This is a genomic window from Propionivibrio sp., assembly GCF_049316945.1.
In the GTDB taxonomy this organism is placed as follows: domain Bacteria; phylum Pseudomonadota; class Gammaproteobacteria; order Burkholderiales; family Rhodocyclaceae; genus Propionivibrio.
This window is the reverse complement of record NZ_JBMOJE010000024.1, coordinates 1-17,787: the sequence shown is the minus strand read 5'-3', so window position 1 is coordinate 17,787 and position 17,787 is coordinate 1. Positions and strand designations below refer to the sequence as shown.

Genomic DNA, 17,787 nt, shown 5'->3' with positions numbered 1-17,787 from the left:
ATTGAATTCAGGAAGTTGAAGGTGTGCCGGAGATTGACTGGCGCGTCAGTATCCGGTCATACATCGCTTCGAAATCGGCGGTGACCCGTTGCCAGTCAAAACGGGCCTCGATTATACCCCGAAGCCAGCTTCCGGCCGCCGTGCGTAACGCTGGGGAAGCCGCCAGTTCAAGCATGGCTTCTGCCATTTCTTCGGGCTTCGCCGGGTCGATGAAACGTTGCCCCGGGCAGTCCTGCAAAAACTCGGTGATACCACCGCGCGCACCTGCCACGATCGGCAGTCCGGCCGCCGCCGCTTCCAGCATGACAGTCGGAAACGGGTCGTCCCACAGGGACGGCAACAGAAAGGCATCGCCGGTCAGCAGGAAATTGTGCATGTCTGACGGTTTAAGACTGCCCACCCAGTTAACGTCGGCTGCGCTGCTTATACGTTCGATCATGGCCTGTCCGTACCTTGCCTTTTCGTTGCTGCTGTCCGTGCTTTCGCGCACGTTGCCGGCAATTAGCAGCCGGACCGGCTGCCCGAGGCGCTTGCGCACCAGCGCGAAGGCGTCGAGCATTTCGGCAACGCCCTTTTCCTTGACCAGGCGTCCCCCGAAAACAAAAACGAGGGCATTGTCGTCATCGACTCCAAAGCGCTGCCGCAATTGCCGACGCTCTGCAGCCGGCACTTGCCAGTAGGGTGCGCGGCCCGAGACATCGGTGCCGGTGTAGATCACTTCGATCCGGTCAGCCGGAACCTTGCAGGAATCCTTGAGCCAGTCGGCCATGAAGCGGCTGCATGCCACCCAGCGGGTGACAAGGGGAATCGCATCGGTCGGAATTGGTTTGTGATTGGCGATGTGCACAACAACCGGCAAGGGATTTTTCCGGAGGTAAGGTGCGAGGCCTACCAGAAGCTTGGGTTCATTGTGGATATGCAGGACGCTGGCGCCTTCTTCGCGGACGATCTTCCACATCCGATAGGCGTAGGGCAAGGGGTCAAGTCGCGTAATTTTCTGGAAGAGGCGGCGGTATAACGGCGAAAAGCGTATCCGTCGGATGCGCATACTGCCGATCTGTTCTGCAGTTTTCTCTCCCTTAAAACCGCCACAGACGACAAGCGAGCGATAGCGCGACTGGCGCAGGCTGACCTGTTCGACACGCAGCTCGGTGCCGGCTGGGTAGATGGGCGGAAAGGGATTGTAGTTGGGCAGCAGATGGGCAATCAGCGGGGATGTCATGGCGCTGGTCCTAGGAGAGTAAGCAGCGCGCCGGTAACCGTTTGTGCGTCAAACTGGGCCATGCATTTGACTGGTCGGTGCGGGCAACGCTTCTGATAGCAGGGCGTGCAGGTCAGCGGCTGTTCAAGAACGGTGACCGGCGCATGGGGTGCGCGCGGTCCGACCAGCGTCGCCTGCGTGGGTGAGTAGAGTCCGAGTACCGGTCGGTCGAGTGCCGCTGCCATGTGCAGAACACCGGTGTCCGGGCCGATGACGGCGGACGCCCCGGCAAGACAGGCGGCCGTGTCGGCCAGTCCCCAGCGTCCGGCGGCGAGGAAGACTTGCGGATCGTTTTGTCGACCGAGCAGTGTCTCCAGATCGGCGCGTTCTGCATTGCCTCCGGTCAGCACGATACAGTGGGTCTGCAGGCAGTTTCTGAGTTGGGCGAGCAGATCGACGAGCAGCGCATCCGGCAGGCTTTTGTAGCGATCAGCAGCACGTGGGTGGATGACGATGTAAGGACGGCCCTTCAGGGAAGGCTCGAGCTCTTCGAGGATGCGCTTACGACGCCCCGGGTTGACGTGCAGTTGCGGTGCGTAGCCCGCCTGTGAAATGCCAAGCGTATCAAGGATACGCAGCCGGTTGTCGACGTAGTGAAGGCCGGGGAGGCTGTCGTTGTCTTCGGTGCGGTTCCGGTTCGACAGCAGGTAGTCGAATCGGGTGCCCCGGACCGGAATGCGCAGGATCGTTGGCGCGCCCGCCAGATAACACAGCGGGATGATATCCGGATCGTTGCCGTGCAACACGAGGGCGAGGTCCGGTCGGGACGTGCGAAGTGCCTTGAGAGTCGAAAAAAAATGCCGGAACTTGCCGGGGTAGGGAATGATTTCGTCGATCGCTGGATCGTCCGAGAAAAGATCCAGCCATGCTTCCCGGCAAAAAAGGGTGATGTGAGCCTGCGGCATTGCCGTTCGGAGTGCCGGAAAAACTGCGGACGAGAAAACCGCATCGCCGATTCCGGTTGTCAGCGTGACCAATACCTGCCGCGTTTCCTTCAACTGAAACTCGCCAAGCGGCCTGACAGGGTGCCGTCGGGCTAGCCGGTGCACTTGCCAGGCCAACAGCGACTCGGCAAAGGGGATGTCCACTATCCCTCTTGGGACTCGATGGCGTACTGGATTCGATAGAGCCTGGCGTAGGCGCCGTCGCGAGCCAGCAATTCGTCATGGGAGCCAGTTTCGACGAGATTCCCCTTGTTGAGTACAACGATCCGGTCGGCGTTCTCGATCGTGGACAGGCGGTGTGCAATGACCAGTGTCGTCCTGCTCTGCATCAGGTTGTCGAGCGCCTGCTGGACCATCCGCTCGGACTCGGTGTCGAGCGCCGAGGTGGCTTCGTCGAGAATCAGGATCGGTGCGTCTTTCAGTAGTGCGCGCGCGATAGCCAGACGCTGGCGCTGACCGCCGGACAGCTTGACGCCTTTTTCTCCGATCAGGGTGTCGAAGCCATTGGGCATTTCTTCGATAAACTCCAGCGCATGTGCTGCCACAGCTGCAGCACGGATTTCCTCGCGCGTTGCCGAGCCGCTCAGTCCGTAGGCAATGTTGGCGGCGACCGTGTCGTTGAACAGAACGACCTCCTGGCTGACCAGTGCAATATTGTTGCGCAAGCTGGTTAGGCGAATATCTTGGAGCGGCGTTCCATCGACGCGAATCTCCCCGCCGTTGACCGGATAGAGGCGCGGTAGCAGGTTGGCGATGGTGGTTTTACCGCTGCCTGAATGACCGACCAGCGCAATGCACTCACCGGGGTGGGCGCTGAAGGTGACGCCGTGCAGGGCGGGGTGCTCGGTGCCGGGGTAAGTGAAGGTCACGTCATCGAATTCAATCCGGCCCGTGGTGCGCCCGAGGTCGACGGTCCCGGTGTCCGCTTCTGGCAATTGGTCGATCACATCAAAAACGCTTTCTGCTGCAGCCAGACCTCGTTGGATCGGCGCACTGATGTCGGTCAATCGCTTCAGGGGTGCCATTAGCATAAGCATGGCGGTGATGAATGAGACGAAGCCGCCGACCGTGGTTTGCTCGCTGCTCGCCTGCCGGAGCGCTACTGCCATGATCGTTGCCAGTGCAATCGCCGAAAAGAATTGAACGATCGGTCCCTGTGCGGCTGCGGCAACGGTTCCACGCATGTTGAAGCGACGCTGTTTCTGAACGCAGTCCGAGAAACGGCTTTCTTCATAGCGTTGTCCGCCAAAAATCTTGACGACCTTGTGGCCCTCAATAGCCTCCTGCAATACTTCGGTGATCGTTCCCTGCGATTGCTGGATGCCCCGCGCCACTTTGCGCAGGCGGCCGCTGAAGCCTCTGACGGCAATTGCGATAAAGGGCACCGTGACGAAGACTACCAGTGTCAGCTGCCAGTTCAGATAGAGCAGCCAGGCAATCAGGCCGACGACTGACAGGCTGTCCTTGACGAGTGTCGTCACCGCGCCGGTCGCTGCTCCGGCAACGCCACCCACGTCATAGGCCACGCGTGACATCAGCCGCCCGGAGGTGTTGTCGTTGAAATAGCTGGTCGGGAGATTGACTATGCGCGTGAACATAGCCTGCCGGAGTTCCGCAACCATGTTGTTCGAGACCCAACTCATTGCGTAGTCACCAATGAAACCAAGAATTGAACGGGCGATGAAAATTCCGACAATGGCAAGAGGGTAGAATAACCAGTTGTAACTTTCTTTGCCTTGTGTAAATCCGTTATCCAGAAGTTCTTTCATGATCGCAGGAAATACTGGTTCGACGATCGACGACAGGCCCATGCAGGCAATCGCGACGACGAAAGCCTTCCAATAAGGACGTACGTAACCGAGCAGGCGAAAGTACAGTTGTCGGCTCGTCAGTTGGGCGCTGGGTTCGTTGTTCATTGAGGGCGAGATTATACACGGCCCGCTTTCACTGGTGGTCAGGGTACTAGGCGAGCAAGATCCCCAATACTTGTCAGTTGATTAGCCATCGTGCCGAGTAAAATGTGGTCGGCTGCCTGCCGCTCAGACTGTGGGCGGGAAATTCGCCGAAATTGGATTCTTCAGAAAAGCGGCTCGAAGTAAGTTCAATAAAACCGCCCCTCCCCCTCCGGTCGGGTCTTGAACCGGCGATGAACCCAGTAATACTGTTCGGGCATGGTGCGCACGACATTTTCGATAAAGGCGTTCATGCGCCGGGTGTCGGCTTCGACGTCGGCCGTCGGAAAATCGGGCCACGGGTCGCCTATTTCGACGACATAGCCTTTTCCGCCTGGCAGCATGCGGGTGACGCAGGGTACGACGGCGGCTCTGGCCGCTCTGGAAAGGCGTGAGAGTCCGGTGATGGTGGCTGCTTGAACACCGAAGAAAGGCACAAATACCGAGTCGCGGCTACCAAAGTCCATGTCGGGCAGGTAGTAGAAAGGCCGGCCGGACTTCATCGCCTTGACGGTTGCGCGCGCGCCTTCCTGGCGCGACAGCATCAACTGGTCCCCGATTCGGCTGCGGCCGCGCAAGACTACCCGGTCGAATACCGGATTCTTCTGCGCCGAATAAATGGTCAGCGAGTCAAAACGCAAGGCAATGCCTATCCCTCCGGCATCGAGTCCGACAAAATGGGGGGCGAGCATGATGATTGGCCGACCGGCGGCGCGCAAGGCGTGCATTTTCTCTTCGCCGACGACCTGGATCAGCCGGTACATCCGCTCCCGGCTTCCCCACCAGAGAATGCTACGTTCCAGGATGCTGCGGCCAAGCATCTTGAAGTGGGCTTTGGCCAGATTGTTACGTTCTTGATCGCCCAGTTCAGGGAAGCACAAGGACAGGTTGACCAGGGCAATCTTTCGGCGACGTCCGGCCAGGTGAAAAAGCAGCAGACCCAGGCCTTGGCCCATAACTGCCAGAATCGGCAGCGGCAGAAAATGCAGCAGCCAGAGCAGGGCGACTGCGGATTGACTAAGGATGCGACTCAGCATGGTTGGCGCAAGTTGCTGCCGGGCGCATCTGCAGGACCAAGGTCATTTGAAATAAATGAAGAGATAAGTATAGTCATGCTGGCGTAGCGGATGGTGGCAGTTTACTGTTCGACTGCTCACATGGTTGTGTCACGGATTTGTAACGCGGCATTGTATTGCCATTCACACCCACTCACCACCCTTGCCTGAGTAAAGTTTGCATGAGCATCCAGATTTCACCGGTTACCAGCGCCGATGTCGAAGCTGTGGCGGCACTGGCGCGCATCGTCTGGCAGGATGCCTATCCGGGAATCATCACCCAGGCGCAGATCGACTTCATGCTGGAGCAGCGTTACAACGCCCCACGTCTGCGCGAAGAATTGGCCATGGCAGATATCTGGTGGGACAAGGCGACGGTCGATGGCGAACTGGCCGCTTTTGCCTCGACCCTGCCGGGCACGGCCGCCGGTGAAATGAAGCTTGACAAGCTTTATGTCGATCCGGCCCGGCAACGTCTCGGTCTCGGTGGACGCCTGATCGCACATGTATCGCAGCGGGCCTTGGGGCTGGGCTGCGACACCCTGATGCTGGCGGTCAATAAACGCAACGAGCGGGCCATTTCGGTGTACAAAAAACATGGATTTGTCGTGCGCGATGCCGTGCGTGTCGATATCGGCAACGATTTCGTCATGGACGACTTTATAATGGCCAAATCGTTGCGCTGATGCCGACTAGGCAGGCTGGATAACAATGAAACTCAAGTTTTCGAAAATGCACGGGCTGGGCAACGACTTTGTCGTGCTCGATGGTGTTCGCCAGTCGCTTGCGCTGACACCGGCGCAACTCCGCTTTCTTGGTGACCGGCATTTCGGCGTCGGTTGTGATCAGATTCTGCTGGTTGAAAAGGCCACTAGCCCGGATATCGACTTCCGCTATCGTATTTTCAATGCCGATGGCGGCGAGGTCGAACAGTGCGGCAATGGTGCGCGCTGTTTCGTTCGCTTCGTGCATGATCAGGGCCTGACCGACAAACAAGAGATTCGTGTCGAAACAATGAGCGGCGTAATCACCCCTCGTCTTGAAGCCGACGGAAGCGTCACCGTGGACATGGGCGTGCCGGTGTTCCTCCCGGAAAAAATTCCCTTCATCAGCCCGACCGCCGATCTCGTGCAGACGCTGATGATTGGCGATCAGGAATTGGCGATTACCGCCGTATCGATGGGTAACCCGCATGCCGTACAGGTGGTCGCCGATGTCGATGCGGCGCCGGTTGCCGCGCAGGGGCCGCTGATCGAATCACACCCGTGCTTCCCGCAGCGGGTCAATGCCGGCTTCATGCAGATTTCCAGCCGCAATGCGATCCGCCTGCGTGTTTTCGAGCGCGGTGCCGGTGAAACCCTGGCCTGCGGTACCGGCGCCTGTGCCGCCGTGGCGGCGGGTATCGCGCGCGGCCTGCTTGACTCGCCGGTGTGCGTTACAACACGCGGCGGCGAACTGACTATTTCCTGGGGCGGCAACGGCACATCCGTGCTGATGACCGGCCCGGCTGTTACCGTATTTACCGGAGAAATCAAGTTATGAAATCAGAAGAAGTCGCCAAGTATCTGCAGGACAATCCGCAGTTCTTCGAGGAGCATGCGGATCTGATGTCGCGCATGGTGATTCCGCATCCGCACAGCGGGCGAACGATCTCGATTACCGAACGCCAGATGCTGAGTTTGCGCGATAAAAACAAGCAACTTGAAGGCAAGATGGGTGAGTTGCTGCAGTTCGGCGAAGAAAACGACACGATCAGCGAAAAGATGCATCGTCTGGGCGTGGCGATGATCGCCGCGGCCAGCTTCCAGTCGGTGCTGCATACGCTGAACTTCCATCTGCGCGACGACTTTGCCATTCCGCATGTGGCCCTGCGCTTGTGGGTCCGTCCGGAAAACGTGGAAGAATTGCCGGAGTTTGCCGATGTCAGTGAAGAGTTGCAGGTGTTTGCCGAGACGCTGACCCAGCCGTATTGTGGTTCGACTTCCGGCTTTGAGACTTCATCTTGGTTCGGCGATGCCTCAAAGCACATCCGCTCGCAAGCGCTGATCGCCATGCGCAACGGTGGCGGCACGATCGGCATGATCGCGCTCGGCAGCGAAGAGGCGCAGCGCTTCTACGCCGGCATGGGCACCTTGTATCTTGAGCGTCTTGGCGAGATGGCCTCGGCCGCACTGGCTCGGGTGTTGCGCTGATTTCCTAAACGCAATAATCAACCACGAAGAACACGGAGAGCACGAAGAAAAAACTACTACCAAATAGCTCTGGTTTTTTCTTCTCTTCGTGGCCTTCGTGATCTTCGTGGTTAAACTGGTTCTTCAGGGTTATTGAATGGTCTCCAGCGAGTCGGTTAATACCTACCTCGACGAACTCGCCCAGCAGCGGCGACAGTCGCCGCATACGGTCAGCAACTACCGGCGTGACCTGCGCGTTCTGTGCAGTCTCATCGGCGAGTTGCCCGGCGCTTGCACCATCGACGCCGTCGAGACGCACCACATTCGCCGTTTCATCGCCCAGTTGCATGCCCGCGGGCTGGGCGGTCGCTCGCTGGCGCGCATGCTTTCCGCCTGGCGCGGCTTTTATCGCTGGCTCGGCCTGCACGGTGAAATGACGGCCAATCCGATCGAAGGCGTGCGTGCTCCCAAGAGCCCGAAGGCTTTGCCGAAGGTGCTGTCACCCGACGAAGCCAACCGCCTGCTCGATTCTTCCAGCGACGAAGTGCTGGAGATTCGCGATCAGGCGATGTTCGAACTCTTCTACTCCTCCGGCCTGCGCCTCGCCGAACTCGCCGCGCTCGATGTTTCGTCTCTGGAGGACATCCAGGCCGGCGAAGTTCGCGTTCTCGGCAAGCGCAGCAAGTTGCGCCTGGTTCCCGTTGGCAGCAAGGCGCGCGCGGCGGTCGTGGCCTGGGCGCAGCGTCGTTGCGAAGTGGCCGGTACGGAACAATCGGCGCTGTTCGTCGGGCAGCGCGGCGGCCGCATTCACCCGCGCGTGATCGAAGAGCGGCTCAAACAGCGGGCGCTGGCGCAGGGCCTGCCGACCAGCGTGCACCCGCACATGCTGCGCCATTCCTTTGCCTCGCACGTGCTGCAATCGTCCGGCGACCTGCGTGCGGTGCAGGAAATGCTCGGCCACGCCAGCATTGCCTCGACGCAGATTTATACCCACCTCGATTTCCAGCATCTGGCCCGGGTTTATGATTCAGCGCATCCGCGCGCAAAACGGAAATAGAGTCAGAGCTTGTGAAAATATCAAGAATCCACCGCAGAGCCGCAAAGGCGCAGAGATTTCGCAGAGAAAACCTTTAAACCTCAGTTCAAACCACGGCGACACGGCGACACGGCGAGCACAGCGAAAAGCTGCTGCGAAGCAAATACTCTTGGGGTGCACAGTTTTTCAGGATTTAACCGCTCACCCAAAGGGTGAAGCATGAAAACAGTGTAAGTCATTGTTTTTTCGCCGTGTTCGCCGTGTTCGCTGTGGTCAACTGCCTTTTCCAGGTTAAAAACAATGGGGTTCCTCTGCGTTTCCTCTGCGCCTTTGCGGCTCTGCGGTGGGTGTTAAAGCATTTTTTTACAGCCTCTCAGGAAATAGCCCCGGTCACTAGCCGGCTTACTTCTTCCCCCAAAGCGACTCTACCCGGCTGTCCCTGCCGCAGCCATTGCGGTAGTAGGCGTAGCGGATCGGGTTTTTCTTGTAGTAATCCTGGTGGTATTCCTCGGCCGGATAGAAAGCGGTGGCGGCGACGATCTCGGTATGGATTTCCTTGAACTTGCCGCTGGCCAGCAAAGCATCGCGGCTGCTTTCGGCGACCTTGCGTTCGGCCTCGTTCTGCCAGTAGATACCGCTGCGATATTGGCTGCCGACGTCGCAGAACTGACGATCCTTGACCGTCGGATCGATGTGTTTCCAGAAGAAATCAACCAGTTGGGCATAGCTGACCCTGGACGGGTCGTAAGTGACGCGTATGGCTTCGGTGTGGCCGGTGCTGCCGGCGCTGACCTGTTCGTAAGTCGGGTCGACCTTCTTGCCGGCGGTGTAGCCGGATTCGGCCCCGATGACGCCGGGCAGCTTCTCGAAATCGGCCTCGATGCACCAGAAGCAGCCGCCGGCGAAAATCGCGGTTGCCGCATTGGTAGCATTCGCCGGCTTGGCGGTCGAAGCGTCTGCAGCCAAAGAGTTGGTTCCACTGGCGACAACGCCAAGCGAGCACAAAATAGCCATGGCAATCCTCCTGATCATGTCCGCAACTCCGGCAGTTTATCGGCGCGCTCGACGAACTGCAGCGCAACGCCATTGTTGCAGTAGCGCTTGCCGGTCGGTTTCGGGCCGTCATTGAAGACGTGACCCTGATGTCCGCTACAGCGAGCGCAGTGATACTCGGTGCGTGGATAGATCAGCTTGAAATCGGTCTTGGTTACGACCGCAGCGGGCAGCGGCTGCCAGAAACTCGGCCAGCCGGTGCCGCTCTCGAATTTCGCTTTGCTGTCGAACAGCGGCAGGAAGCAGGCCGCGCAGATGAAGGTTCCATCTCGTTTCTCGTTGTTGAGGGGGCTCGTTCCCGAGCGCTCCGTGTCCTCCTCAAAGAGGACGCGATAGGCCGGCTGGGGAAGCAGGGCGGCCCATTCAGCCTTTGATTTGACAAGTTTCATACTGGTATCTTCCTTGGCTACTGCCAATTGCGTTGCCGGTACTGGCAGAAAAAAGGCGGATAAACCACCGAGCCACTTGAGCGATTGACGACGATCCATGGTGTTTTCCAAAAAAGCTGTTGATATTCGAGTTGAAGACAAACAGGCAACAATATTGCCTGCGCTTGTTCGGCAGTGAAGCGGCAGGACAGTTCCCTTGAGCCGGGAAGCACGGAACCAGCAAAGCCAGCGGCGAGTTCCGGTATATCGCTCTCCTGATTGACGCCACGAATCTTTGTCGTTCGAACAGCAGAAATACTTACAGCGACATGCGCCGCCAAAATGCATCGGGCTGCAACAGGCGTCGATAGGCGAATGTGGCATGGTATGGCCTGGGAGCCGCATGGATATTGGCTTCCCGGCAAGGCAAGCGCAAGATGCCCGTATTTATTGGCTTGCAGGCCGGATGAGAAAAAGGTTTTGATCTGGTTGGCCGTAGTCTGGCTCGATCTTTGGTCATCATTGCAACAATGTGGCATCCGGGGCTTGGCTATGGTTAAATCGTCAGACAAAATCCTCTGGCCGGATATCTTTTTTGTCTTCTCCCACTCACCTGAACGATGAAGTTGTTGCCGAGCACATTCGCCTCACCGGTGCGCGGGCGACGCCGGCGCGCATCCGGGTGCTGCAATTGCTGCGTGCGGCACCGACGGCGCTGACGCACAACGAGATTGAACTGGTCCTTGGTGAATTGGCGCTCGACCGCGTAACGCTTTATCGCGTGCTCGACTGGCTGGTCGAGAGCGCTCTGGCGCACAAGAATACCGACGCCCATCGCGTCTTTCGCTTCTCGGCCGCCGCTGCCGGGGAGCATACGACGCACATCCATTTTCGCTGCGAGCACTGCGGCGGGGTATTTTGTCTCGATGCCGCACCGCCTGCCGCGCCGATCCTGCCTGCGGGTTTCTCCTTGTCGCGCATGGATTTCGACCTGCGCGGACGCTGTGCCAACTGCACCGCGTCGAAGTAATAAACCTAAAAAGGGCAGTTGACCACAGCGAACACGGCGAACAGCGCGAAGCCTCCCTGAAGAGGGACAACGGAAAAACAAGAGCTTGCAATGTTTTCATGATTCACCCTTTGGGTAAGCCATGAAATCCTGAAAACCTGAGCACCCCACGAGTATTTGCTTCGCAGCAGCTTTTCGCCGTGCCCGCCGTGTTCGCCGTGGTTAAACTGAGGTTTTAAGGATAAATAAAGCAAAGTCCATCGTCTCTATCGTTGGCTGCTTTTTCCGGGATAATGAAGCCGGGGTTCCATGCCCTGAACGGAATACAAGCCAATAACCAAGGAGAACAGCATGGCCGGGTTTGAAGATTACGCTGCAACTGCCAAGGAAATCGAACAGGAAATCGTCAGGAAAGGCATCGTTCTCGGCATCGACTGGAAGGACGACGCGCAGGTGCGCGCCCTGGCCCACGCGGCGCTGGAGCACTCGGCGGAGGATTTGAAACGCGCTGCTTCCACGCATGTTGATCACCAGCTGATGGCAAAAATCGATCTTTACGGCCTGGCGGGGATGATGCTGCGAACCATGGAAGAAAGTGCCGGCATTGGCATCGAGAGCCACGGCGGCGTCGCATGGAAAGCTTTTGCCAAGGCCCTTTGGGCAGAAGCTGAATCGCGCAAGACAGCGTAACTTGCAGCCTGGTCAGCGCTCAGGTCGTGAATTAATTGGCACAACCTTCCAGACCGTCATTCCGGCGCAGGCCGGAATCCAGTGCGTGCCTCTGATATTCAAGAAAACAATCAGATAGACGAACTGGACCCCGGCCTTCGCCGGGGTGACGAGCGAGGAGATCAGGCTGAAATGGATTTTTTTCACCTGCGCTCAAGCCGGTGTCTCGAGCGCATTCGCCATCGGCAACTCAACGCAAAACCGGCAGCCCTGTCCTTTACCCGCCGACTCGACCCAGATCTTGCCATCATGATTTTCGGCGATCTTGCGGCACAGCGCCAGACCGATGCCGGTGCCTTCATAGGCGGCGCGTGACTGCAAGCGCTGGAAGACCTGAAACAGCCGGCTGACCTGTTCGGGCAGGACGCCGATGCCGTTGTCGGCAACACACAGGCGCCAATTTCCCCCGGTGATCTGGCTGCTTACGGTGATTTCCGGCAGGCGTCCGGCGACGCGGAATTTCACGGCGTTGCCGATCAGGTTTTGCACCAGGCGCAGCATTTCAACCGGGCTGACCCTGATGCGCGGCCACTCGCCGTCAATGCGCACAGCGGCCTGTGCCTCGGCGATCGCCGGGCGCAGAAACATCAGCGCCTCATCGAGCAGCGCGAGGCTTTCGATCCACGCCGCCGGTTCGCCCTTGTGGCCAATCCGAGCGTAGTCGAGCAGGCCAACCATCATCTGGTCGAGGCGCTTGGCGCCGTCGATGGCAAAGTTGAAATACTCCAGCTGCTCGCCATCGAGTTGATCGGCCAGGTCCATCTCCAGCAGTTGCAGGTAACTGGAAATCATGCGCAGGGGCTGGCGCATGTCATGCGAAATGGCGTAGCTGAACTGTGCCAGTTCGCTGTTGGAGCGCAGGAGTTCGGCCTCGGCCAGCTTGCGCGCGGTGATGTCGTGGGCAATGCCGAGGATGCCAACCAAGGTCCCGTGAGCATCGCGCATGGGGGTCTTGGTGGTTTCCATCAAGGCCTTGTGGCCATCGCTGGCGAAGGTAATCCTCCAGCCGCTCCCACTGGAAGAGCCGGACCATCTGATCGAAATTGGACACCACCCGCAACGATCCGCTCCGCGCGGCGTCCGGGCCGACAAACTGGCGCTCGGGGGGCGCACTCTTGCCCAGCGCATTTTCATTGTTCCGATTGCGCGCCAGGTACTCCCCGCTCTGCCGGTAAATCGAAATCGAGTCATCGGGACCCAGCAACAGCGAGGCCAGCGATTGCTGCAGATAGTCAGGCGACAGCGAAAGGACGATCACGCCAGCAAAGCGACCGTTGCGCTGGATCGGACGGGAGAACTGGATCGACCATTTCTTTGAAATTCGGCCGAGAACCGGCTGGCTGATGAACAAGCGCTCTTTATCAGCGCCCAGGTGCGCCTTGAAATGCTCCCGGTCACCCAGGAACACCGGCGCCTTGAAACCGAGACTGGAATAAGCGAGGTAACCCCTGGCGTCAATCACGGAAATCTGAAGCAGCGAGTTGGCCGGAAATCGTTGCTCGATCTGGCGCGCAGGCTGGTCAAACTCTTCCGGCTGGCCCGCATACCTGGCGGCCAGTTCTTGCGCAGCAAATCGGTATAGCGGATCAGCAGGGCAATCTGGTCTGCCACCGCGCCGTTCAACTGCCTGGACCGTAATTGCGCTTGCGCAACCGTTTCCGAACGTAGCTGGTGGTCAGCCGTGGACAATTGCCACCAGTAAAGTCCATTGACGATCAGCGACATCAGGACAACCAGCAAGGCAATTATTCGGATGCGCAGAGGATGAGTCATTTCATGATCCTGAAATTCTCGGTTGATAGCGACAAATTGACCGCAAGGCCGGGTTTGACGGGTGGTTGGCCCTCACCCCAACCCTCTCCCGCGGGGAGAGGGAGTTTGCACCCCTCTCCCGGCTCTGCACCCCAAGGGTATTTCCTGCGGGGCACATTTCCTTCGGTCACGGGGTTTGCACCCTTCTCCCCGCGGGGTTTGCACCCTTCTCCCCGCGGGAGAAGGGCCGGGGATGAGGGCCTGCGGCATTGGCAACACATCCAGCCGCAGTTTCAAGAATCATCGCGCTCCTCATGGCGTTTCCAGTTCCGGTGCCCCAAGCAGCGTGGTAAAGGCGTCCTGGGTTCGCGTCCACGCGGCCTCCAGCGCCGTGAAATCCTCGCTGCGGCGCAGCGGATCATCCGTCCCCTGCAGCGCCTGGGCCAGCGTGGCCTCCAGACGTGCCGCGGCAGCTTGCAGTTCGCTCATGCCGATGGTTCCGGCGCCGCCCTTGAGGGCATGCGCGAGTTGCCGCGCCGTTGCCACATCCTGCTCGTCCAAGGCTGCGCAAATCTTTTCAACGATGTCGGCGTTGCGCTCGCGGAACATGCCGAGAAAGCGATCGAGCAGAATGCGCTCGCCGTTCACCCGGGAAAGCGCCAGAGGCAGATCGAAGACCTCGGCCGGCACTTCAGCCGCTGCATCAACTGTTTCGTCAGGCGTCGCTGACGGAATAGCCGGTGCCGAAATCGCAGAAATCGCTGGCAATGTTAGCTCGCTGCTTGCCATCGCTGGCCCGCTGCGGCCCGGCAACCAGCGGACCAGCTTGGCGTAGAGAGTTTCGGGCAGGATCGGCTTGGTCAGGATGTCGTTCATGCCGGCGGCCAGCACGCGCTCTTTCTCCTCGCTGATGCTGTGCGCGGTCAGGGCGATGATCGGCAGATCGGGCCAGCGTTCGCGGAGGATGCGGGTGGCGCTGTAACCATCCATCACCGGCATCTGGATATCCATCAGGACCAGATCGTAGGCCCGGTTGGCGACGGCCGCCACCGCCTGCGCACCATCGTCGACCGTGTTAACGGTGGCGCCGGTAAGCTCCACCAGTTCGCGGCAAATCTGGCGGTTGAAATCGTTGTCCTCAACCACGAGGATGCGGACATCGCGCAGCAAGGGTGCCGATATGCGCAGGTCGAGCTTCCGCACCTGGACCGTATGCCCACTCAGGATGTTGAGCATGGTTTCGCGCAGCAGGGCGGTTGGCACCGGTTTGCACAGGTAAGCCTGGATCGCGTCGTTTTCCATCAGGGAGCGCGCCATCTCGGGCTCGTCACCGGAAATCAATATGATGGGGACCGGGTTGCCGGCGGCGCGAATGCCTTTGGCAGTGGCCAGGCCATCCGGTTCGGGCATGCGCCAATCCAGCAGAATGAGGTCGAAGCCGGCCCACGACTGGCAACGGATCAGCGCCGCCGCGCCCGAATCCGCCGTCTCCGCCGTACAGCCAAAGCCCTTCACCTGGCGGCTCAACAAAGCGCGCATGGCCGCGTTGTCATCGACCACCAGCACCTTTTTGCCGACCAGGCCGGGATGGCCAGGATGGCCGGACGTTGCGGTGGCCGCGCCGGCAACAATGCCGAAGCAGGCGGTAAAGCTGAAGCAGGAACCTGCCCCGGCTTCGCTTTCCACTTCGATCTGGCCACCCATGCAGCCCACCAGTTGCTTGCACAGTGCCAGGCCAAGGCCGGTGCCGCCGTATTTACGGGTGGTCGAACTGTCGGCCTGGGTGAACGGGGTGAACAACCGGGCCTGCTGTTCAGGCGTCACGCCCGGGCCGGTGTCGCGAACCGCGAAGCGCAAGGTGACGGTATCGGTGGTGACGCTCACCGGCTCCACGGTCAGGCTGATCTCGCCGTGTTTGGTGAACTTGACGGCGTTGCTCATCAGATTCACCAGCACCTGGAGCAGGCGGCCAGGATCGCCAACCAGCCTCTCCGGTACGCCGGGCAAGGTGCCGATGACCAGTTCAACGCCCTTCTTGCGCGCCCCGAGGCCAAACAGGCTGGCCATTTGCAGCAGGGTTTCGTCGACGTTGAAAGGAATGGACTCCAGGACGAGCATGCCGGCGTCTATTTTGGAGAAATCCAGGATGTTGTTGACGATACCCAGCAGCGATTCCGAGGCGCTGCGAATCTTGGCCAGGTAGTCGCGCTCGCGCGGCGCCATATCGAGATTCAGGCACAGGTTGGCAAAGCCCAGCACGGCGTTGAGCGGCGTGCGAATCTCGTGGCTCATGTTGGCCAGGAACTGGCCTTTGACCACACTGGCCGCCTCCGCTTCATCTTTGGCTTTTTCCAGTTCGGCGGTTCTTGAGAAGACGATTCGTTCAAGGTGCTGGCGGTGTTCGTCGAGTTCCTCCGTGATCTGCTTGCGCACGCTGATATTCATGAAGGTCACCACAGCCCCGACCGCCTTGCCATCGACTACCTGCGGGTGTGACCAATATTCGGCAGCGAAGCAGGTGCCGTCGGCACGCCACAGCACCTCATCGTCAAAGTGCAAGGTCTCCGCCTTCAGGAAAGCACGGATGATACGGCAATCCTCCACGGGGTAGTGGCATCCGTCGGCATGCGTGTGGTGGATCAGATTGTGTATGTTCTTGCCGATCAACTCGTCGACACGCGTGTAACCCAGCATGTTCAGGCAGGATGCGTTGCAGAACGTGCACTTCCCGTCCCTATCGATACCGAATATGCCTTCAGCCGTGGAATCCAGAAGCAGGCGCAGTTGTGCCCTGTTTTTGCGCAGGAGATTGTCCCGGTTTTGCAGGGCAAGGTCGCTCAACCTGCGTTCGGTGATATCGTAATTGACCCCGGTCATCCGTAGCGGCTTGCCGCCGGCATCGCGCACCACGAGGGCGGTGGCCTTGATGTAGCGCAGTTCGCCGTTTGGCCAAAGCACGCGGAACTCGGTATCGAACTCTTTTTCTCCGCGCAGCGCCTGGTTGCTCTCCTCGTCGCCGCGTGCCCGGTCATCCGGATGCAGGCCGTTCCTCCAAGCCTCATAGGCCCCGGAGAAATCTTCTTCACGCACGCCGTAAAGCGCATACATCCACTTGTCCCAGATGAGCTTGTTTTCCGGGACAAAATATTCCCACACACCAATCCGGGCCGAATCAGTGGCAAGGGTAAGGCGCTGGTTGAGTTGGGCAATATTGCCACCGAGTTTCGCGGTATCCCGTTCTCGCCGCACCACCAAGCCGGTGAGAAAAAGACCCGTGATCAGAACGGCCCATGCGGCTGCATGGCTGATGCCTGGTCCAGTCGCGACTTCATCAAATTCTATCAACCATTGCGTTCCATTGAAGTCGATCGAGCGTCGCTGAAAGAGCAAGGAATTCAAATGGGGTGAATGGGAGGGTTGGCTATCGAACATGAGTCTGGCAGGAGACGCCACATCACCGTCGTAGATTTGCAGATCGGTGAATCTTCCTTCGGAGTTACTCCAAGCGGAGAGAATGCCGCTCATCAGGTCATTCATGCGGAACGGGCCAAAGGCCCAGCCGGTCAGCGCCGCCCGCCGCTGCTCAAGCGTATCCATCGTTGCGCCGTTGCGGTAGACGGGAACATACATCACCGTTCCGGCCTGGACATCCTTGCCGGTCTCCTGTACCAGTTCGACCTTGCCGGAGAGCGACGCCTCGCCGGTGTCGCGTGCATGTTCCATGGCGGCTCGCCGAATGGGTTCCGAGAACATGTCGTAGCCGAAAGCGCGCAGGTTGCGGTCGCGAAACGGTTCCAGATAAATGATCGCGGTGGTCACCGGGCGCTCGCCGGCGGGGCGCACCGTGTAGTCGGGGAATCCTTCGCCACGAATCCTGGCGATGTGGTCGGCCAGTTGCTGCGGTGGAATGATCCGGGCAAAACCGATTCCCTGCATACCGGGAAGGATTTCGCTGGCACGCTGTGTTTCAACAAAGGTTAGCCACGCCTGGCGATCGACGCTATTCGATGCCGCGAACAGGCCGGCGCCGCTACGCAGAATGAGTGCGTAGGCACCCAGGCGCTCCTGGATTGTGAGCGCAACCTCGTCGCATTGATGGGAAAACTGCTCCACAGCGATTTCATCGATGCGCTGCTTGACCCAAAGGCTGGCAAGAATCGATAAGCAAAGCCCGACGCCGATTATCGTCCTGACGGCCAGCAAGGTAATTGTTTTGATGCGCGGAGGAGGCGTCATTTCATAGTCCTGAAAACCACAGTTGATAGCGACAAATTGACCGCAAGGGCGGGTTTGACGGGTGGTTGGCCCTCACCCCAACCCTCTCCCGCAGGGAGAGGGGGTTTGCACCCTTCTCCCGCGGGGGTTTGCACCCCTCCCGCGGGGGTTTGCACCCTTCTCCCGCGGGGGTTTGCACCCTTCTCCCGCGGGGGTTTGCACCCCTCCCGCGGGGGTTTGCA

17 protein-coding genes are annotated in these 17,787 nt (G+C 59.3%); 6 read left to right on the top strand and 11 right to left on the bottom strand.

Annotated features, from left to right (window positions below; all coding sequences use genetic code 11):
* Positions 1–7: 7 nt before the first annotated feature.
* The 4 genes from ACOYNV_RS07805 to ACOYNV_RS07790 all read right to left on the bottom strand — a co-directional run bounded on the left by ACOYNV_RS07805 (position 8) and on the right by ACOYNV_RS07790 (position 5,194).
* Positions 8–1,222 carry a glycosyltransferase family 4 protein gene (locus tag ACOYNV_RS07805; RefSeq protein ID WP_422899195.1) on the bottom strand — a complete coding sequence of 405 codons (1,215 nt, stop codon included), beginning with the start codon at positions 1,220–1,222 and terminating at the stop codon, positions 8–10.
* Entirely contained in the window at positions 1,219–2,349 is a 1,131-nt protein-coding gene (locus ACOYNV_RS07800) for a glycosyltransferase family 9 protein (RefSeq protein WP_422899194.1), read from the bottom strand. Before ACOYNV_RS07800 ends, ACOYNV_RS07805 begins: the two co-directional genes overlap by 4 nt.
* Positions 2,349–4,121 (bottom strand): lipid A export permease/ATP-binding protein MsbA, encoded by a 1,773-nt coding sequence (msbA, locus tag ACOYNV_RS07795; RefSeq protein ID WP_422899193.1) that lies wholly within the window; start codon positions 4,119–4,121, stop codon positions 2,349–2,351. Before msbA ends, ACOYNV_RS07800 begins: the two co-directional genes overlap by 1 nt.
* A gap of 185 nt (positions 4,122–4,306) precedes the next feature.
* Complete coding sequence (locus ACOYNV_RS07790) at positions 4,307–5,194, bottom strand: lysophospholipid acyltransferase family protein (protein WP_422899192.1); 888 nt, start codon at positions 5,192–5,194, stop codon at positions 4,307–4,309.
* Between the two features lie 200 nt (positions 5,195–5,394).
* On the opposite strand from ACOYNV_RS07790, the gene ACOYNV_RS07785 reads away from it, so the two are divergent.
* From ACOYNV_RS07785 to xerC, 4 genes are all read left to right on the top strand, one after another.
* Entirely contained in the window at positions 5,395–5,898 is a 504-nt protein-coding gene (locus tag ACOYNV_RS07785; protein WP_422899191.1) for a GNAT family N-acetyltransferase, read from the top strand.
* Between the two features lie 25 nt (positions 5,899–5,923).
* Positions 5,924–6,754 carry a diaminopimelate epimerase gene (dapF, locus tag ACOYNV_RS07780; RefSeq protein ID WP_422899190.1) on the top strand — a complete coding sequence of 277 codons (831 nt, stop codon included), beginning with the start codon at positions 5,924–5,926 and terminating at the stop codon, positions 6,752–6,754.
* Positions 6,751–7,404: a DUF484 family protein gene (locus ACOYNV_RS07775; RefSeq protein WP_422899189.1), complete on the top strand. Its 654-nt coding sequence runs from the start codon at positions 6,751–6,753 to the stop codon at positions 7,402–7,404. The genes dapF and ACOYNV_RS07775 overlap by 4 nt, the downstream gene beginning before the upstream one ends.
* Before the next feature lie 136 nt (positions 7,405–7,540).
* Positions 7,541–8,440: a tyrosine recombinase XerC gene (gene xerC, locus ACOYNV_RS07770; protein WP_422899188.1), complete on the top strand. Its 900-nt coding sequence runs from the start codon at positions 7,541–7,543 to the stop codon at positions 8,438–8,440.
* Positions 8,441–8,821: 381 nt separating this feature from the next.
* On the opposite strand, the gene msrA is transcribed toward xerC, so the two are convergent.
* From msrA to ACOYNV_RS07755, 3 genes are read right to left on the bottom strand one after another with little or no spacing between them, the layout of a single operon-like run.
* Positions 8,822–9,433 (bottom strand): peptide-methionine (S)-S-oxide reductase MsrA, encoded by a 612-nt coding sequence (gene msrA, locus ACOYNV_RS07765; RefSeq protein WP_422899187.1) that lies wholly within the window; start codon positions 9,431–9,433, stop codon positions 8,822–8,824.
* Positions 9,434–9,447: 14 nt separating this feature from the next.
* Positions 9,448–9,861 (bottom strand): peptide-methionine (R)-S-oxide reductase MsrB, encoded by a 414-nt coding sequence (gene msrB / locus ACOYNV_RS07760; protein ID WP_422899186.1) that lies wholly within the window; start codon positions 9,859–9,861, stop codon positions 9,448–9,450.
* Between the two features lie 17 nt (positions 9,862–9,878).
* Entirely contained in the window at positions 9,879–10,412 is a 534-nt protein-coding gene (locus tag ACOYNV_RS07755; protein WP_422899185.1) for a hypothetical protein, read from the bottom strand.
* A gap of 23 nt (positions 10,413–10,435) precedes the next feature.
* Here ACOYNV_RS07755 and ACOYNV_RS07750 point away from each other — a divergent pair, with 23 nt between their 5' ends.
* Together ACOYNV_RS07750 and ACOYNV_RS07745 are read left to right on the top strand one after the other, a co-directional pair.
* Positions 10,436–10,870: a Fur family transcriptional regulator gene (locus tag ACOYNV_RS07750; RefSeq protein WP_422899184.1), complete on the top strand. Its 435-nt coding sequence runs from the start codon at positions 10,436–10,438 to the stop codon at positions 10,868–10,870.
* Between the two features lie 330 nt (positions 10,871–11,200).
* Positions 11,201–11,539: a hypothetical protein gene (locus ACOYNV_RS07745; RefSeq protein WP_422899183.1), complete on the top strand. Its 339-nt coding sequence runs from the start codon at positions 11,201–11,203 to the stop codon at positions 11,537–11,539.
* Positions 11,540–11,551: 12 nt separating this feature from the next.
* Here ACOYNV_RS07745 and ACOYNV_RS07740 read toward each other — a convergent pair whose 3' ends face one another.
* From ACOYNV_RS07740 to ACOYNV_RS07725, 4 genes are all read right to left on the bottom strand, one after another.
* Positions 11,552–11,725, bottom strand: coding sequence for a hypothetical protein (locus ACOYNV_RS07740; RefSeq protein ID WP_422899182.1), 174 nt, complete (start codon positions 11,723–11,725; stop codon positions 11,552–11,554).
* Positions 11,726–11,731: 6 nt separating this feature from the next.
* Positions 11,732–12,544 (bottom strand): ATP-binding protein, encoded by an 813-nt coding sequence (locus ACOYNV_RS07735; protein ID WP_422899181.1) that lies wholly within the window; start codon positions 12,542–12,544, stop codon positions 11,732–11,734.
* 492 nt (positions 12,545–13,036) lie between these two features.
* Positions 13,037–13,351 (bottom strand): hypothetical protein, encoded by a 315-nt coding sequence (locus tag ACOYNV_RS07730; protein ID WP_422899180.1) that lies wholly within the window; start codon positions 13,349–13,351, stop codon positions 13,037–13,039.
* 291 nt (positions 13,352–13,642) lie between these two features.
* Entirely contained in the window at positions 13,643–17,566 is a 3,924-nt protein-coding gene (locus tag ACOYNV_RS07725; RefSeq protein WP_422899179.1) for a CHASE domain-containing protein, read from the bottom strand.
* Positions 17,567–17,787 lie beyond the last annotated feature (221 nt).